At 40.2% G+C, this 2,414-nt stretch carries 3 protein-coding genes; all 3 read right to left on the bottom strand.

Features of this window, described 5'->3' with window-relative positions; genetic code table 11:
* Nucleotides 1-272: 272 nt before the first annotated feature.
* Complete coding sequence (locus DFP77_RS19360; protein WP_114413802.1) at nucleotides 273-773, bottom strand: DUF4411 family protein; 501 nt, start codon at nucleotides 771-773, stop codon at nucleotides 273-275.
* Entirely contained in the window at nucleotides 770-1,903 is a 1,134-nt protein-coding gene (locus DFP77_RS19355) for an ImmA/IrrE family metallo-endopeptidase (protein ID WP_114413801.1), read from the bottom strand. The genes DFP77_RS19360 and DFP77_RS19355 overlap by 4 nt, the downstream gene beginning before the upstream one ends.
* Nucleotides 1,904-2,155: 252 nt before the next feature.
* A partial coding sequence (locus DFP77_RS19350) for an IS3 family transposase (protein ID WP_147270572.1) occupies nucleotides 2,156-2,414 on the bottom strand: 259 nt, incomplete at its 5' end.

Below are 2,414 nucleotides of genomic sequence, written 5' to 3'. Positions count from 1 at the left end.
GCCGCAAGGGGTTAATCCGTTTAAAAACCACTAAACAAGGTTCAATTATCTTGTTTAGTGGTAGAAAAGTGATAAACCAGCCACATTACTGACTGCCATTGGGCTTTTCAGAATGTTAAGGCGCGCAGCTCGACTTGATCGCATGTTCCTTTACTTATAAAGATTGATTAGTAACACAAAAGTAAATTAATTTTAAAAACGTTACGACAGATAAGCATTTTAGGTTAGCTAGTTGTCGAAATGTTATAAGGTCACAAGTACATCGATGGAATTTATGCGACAGGCAAAACAAATTCTGCTTGAAGATCATGTAGCATTTCAAAGGTATTCATGTAATGTACTCCCAGACTTTCGCAGACATTTGGAATATGAATTTTCTTCTTTATGTCTGGTTTATAGACTTCTTGAGTCACAATTGTTGCTCCTGTGGCCATAGCTGTAGCAATAAGCCAAGGGTCTGCACCTGACATGAATTCAGCGTGAGTACCATCTTTCATGTGGGTCATACTATAAACGGTAGGTGCGACCTGCGTGGCAAAGCAAGTTTGAATTGCTGCATCTGATTCAGAGATGAAAATTTGTGAATTATCTTTTACCCACTGCGCTAACTCATCATTGCCATTTTCTAGCTCATCTTTGACCATTTTAATACTCTCAATCTCTTGCTTTTCATGAGCTTGAAGCAGCCATTGCCAATAAGCTGGGCAAATAGTCATGCTGTAGTATCTGCCTTTGGCTTCAATAAAGGTATTTGCGTCTAAAAGATACTTCATAGTGACATTTTACTCGCGTACGTTTTTAGAGCGCTTGGAGATACTCCCAGTAAGCGGCCTGCATCTCTTAATAACAGTCTTCCACTTCGAGCTTCAGAAATAACGGCTTGAGACATCAATATACTATTCTTAGCACCAGCACTTCTGTAGAAGTCTCCACCAACGCCTTCTTTGTTTCGGAAAGCTTCGAGTTCAGCCCTATAAAAATCGGAGTAAGCAACTCTGGATATAACTCCAGCGTCAGCAGCACGCCTTGCAACAACTAGTTTACTAACATGAAACCTAGAGGCAATAGTCGCACAGTTTGTAGCTATAGATTCTACCTCGCTCCACATTTCAACAAGATTACTCTCAGGGACAAGGAATTCACCAGCAACTTGATTACAGTATTTTTCTTCAGTTGAGTTGGAGGGCTCTAAATTAGATATGCCACTGCTACCTAGCCAAATGTGTGCTAGCTCATGAATAAGAGTAAAAAGTCGTGCTGGAGGTGCGTCAGCGCTGTTGATGAAAACTACTGGAGCAAACTCATCAGTAATCGCGAATCCTCTAAACTCAGAAACTTGAAGTTTTCTGTGTGTATTGTTTCCCACAATGCCACTTCTCATAACCAAAATTCCTGCATTCTCAGAACCTTGAATCAGGTCTCGTTGATAATCGTCCCATGTTCCACGTATCGGGACGGCGACGCCTAGCGCTTCTCGCATTAAAGAAACAGCTTTGTTTATTGGCGTTTTTAGAGTGATGGAGCCGACATATGGGTTAGATCCCAATTCATTAGAGATAAGGTAGTCCTTGTACCACTCCTGTTTTTTTAGAACTTGAGTAATTATATCGCGTAATTCAGGGCTTGGTTGCTCTACCTCACGACGCTCAACAGTTCTTAAATCAGGTATAGGTAAGGGGTCTTCTTTTGGAGGTTTAGGTAAAAATAGAAAGCCAAAAGGCGTATGAGTATACTTAGCAATGCTTTGTGCTTGCTTAAATGTCGGTTTTGCATCTCCAAGTTCCCATTGTGCAATACGCTCGATTTTAACATTTAGCTTCTTTGCAAGCGCACTATCACTTAAGCCAGAACGATATCTAGCCCAACTCAAGAGTTCTGGGTTTACTAAAGCTTGCGTTGCCATATATAACATTTCTTTCTATTAAAATTGATAGAACTATACCTTCAAAGGGAGTATTAATACAGAAGTGAAGAGCATAATGATTCGACAAATCAATCTATCCCCACCCAGTATTCTTCACTATAGACGTCTTAGCAAGCACTTGATAAAAGAAACGCTTTGAAGATCTAGCAGTCCGTTTTTTACTTCGGACGGTTCGGCTAGTTAATAATTTCAGAGCTACCTACTACCCCCCATTGGTATGGACCCAGTTTCCTAGACAGTTTCTAGCTCCGTAAAATATCGCCTCTCATATTGCAATGGCGATAATCCATCATTTGATCCATGGTGTCGCTTTGGATTATAAAAGCATTCGATATAATCAAAAATCTCTGAGCGAGCATCACTTCTTGTTTGATAGGTCCGATTGCGAACTCTTTCTTTTTTTAATAACGAGAAAAAACTTTCCGCAACAGCATTATCGTGACAGTTACCACGTCGACTCATACTGGCTTCCAGATTATTATCTTTTAAG

It is taken from the genome of Marinomonas foliarum, from assembly GCF_003337275.1.
Classification (GTDB): domain Bacteria; phylum Pseudomonadota; class Gammaproteobacteria; order Pseudomonadales; family Marinomonadaceae; genus Marinomonas; species Marinomonas foliarum.
The sequence above is the reverse complement of the archived record's forward strand: the minus strand, read 5'-3'. Positions and strand labels throughout refer to the sequence as shown.

What these genes read in the sequence shown, in the direction of transcription:
- DFP77_RS19360 (WP_114413802.1), bottom strand. Translation starts at nt 773, where the DNA reads ATGAAGTATCTTTTAGACGCAAATACCTTTATTGAAGCCAAAGGCAGA.
- DFP77_RS19355 (WP_114413801.1), bottom strand. Translation starts at nt 1,903, where the DNA reads ATGGCAACGCAAGCTTTAGTAAACCCAGAACTCTTGAGTTGGGCTAGA.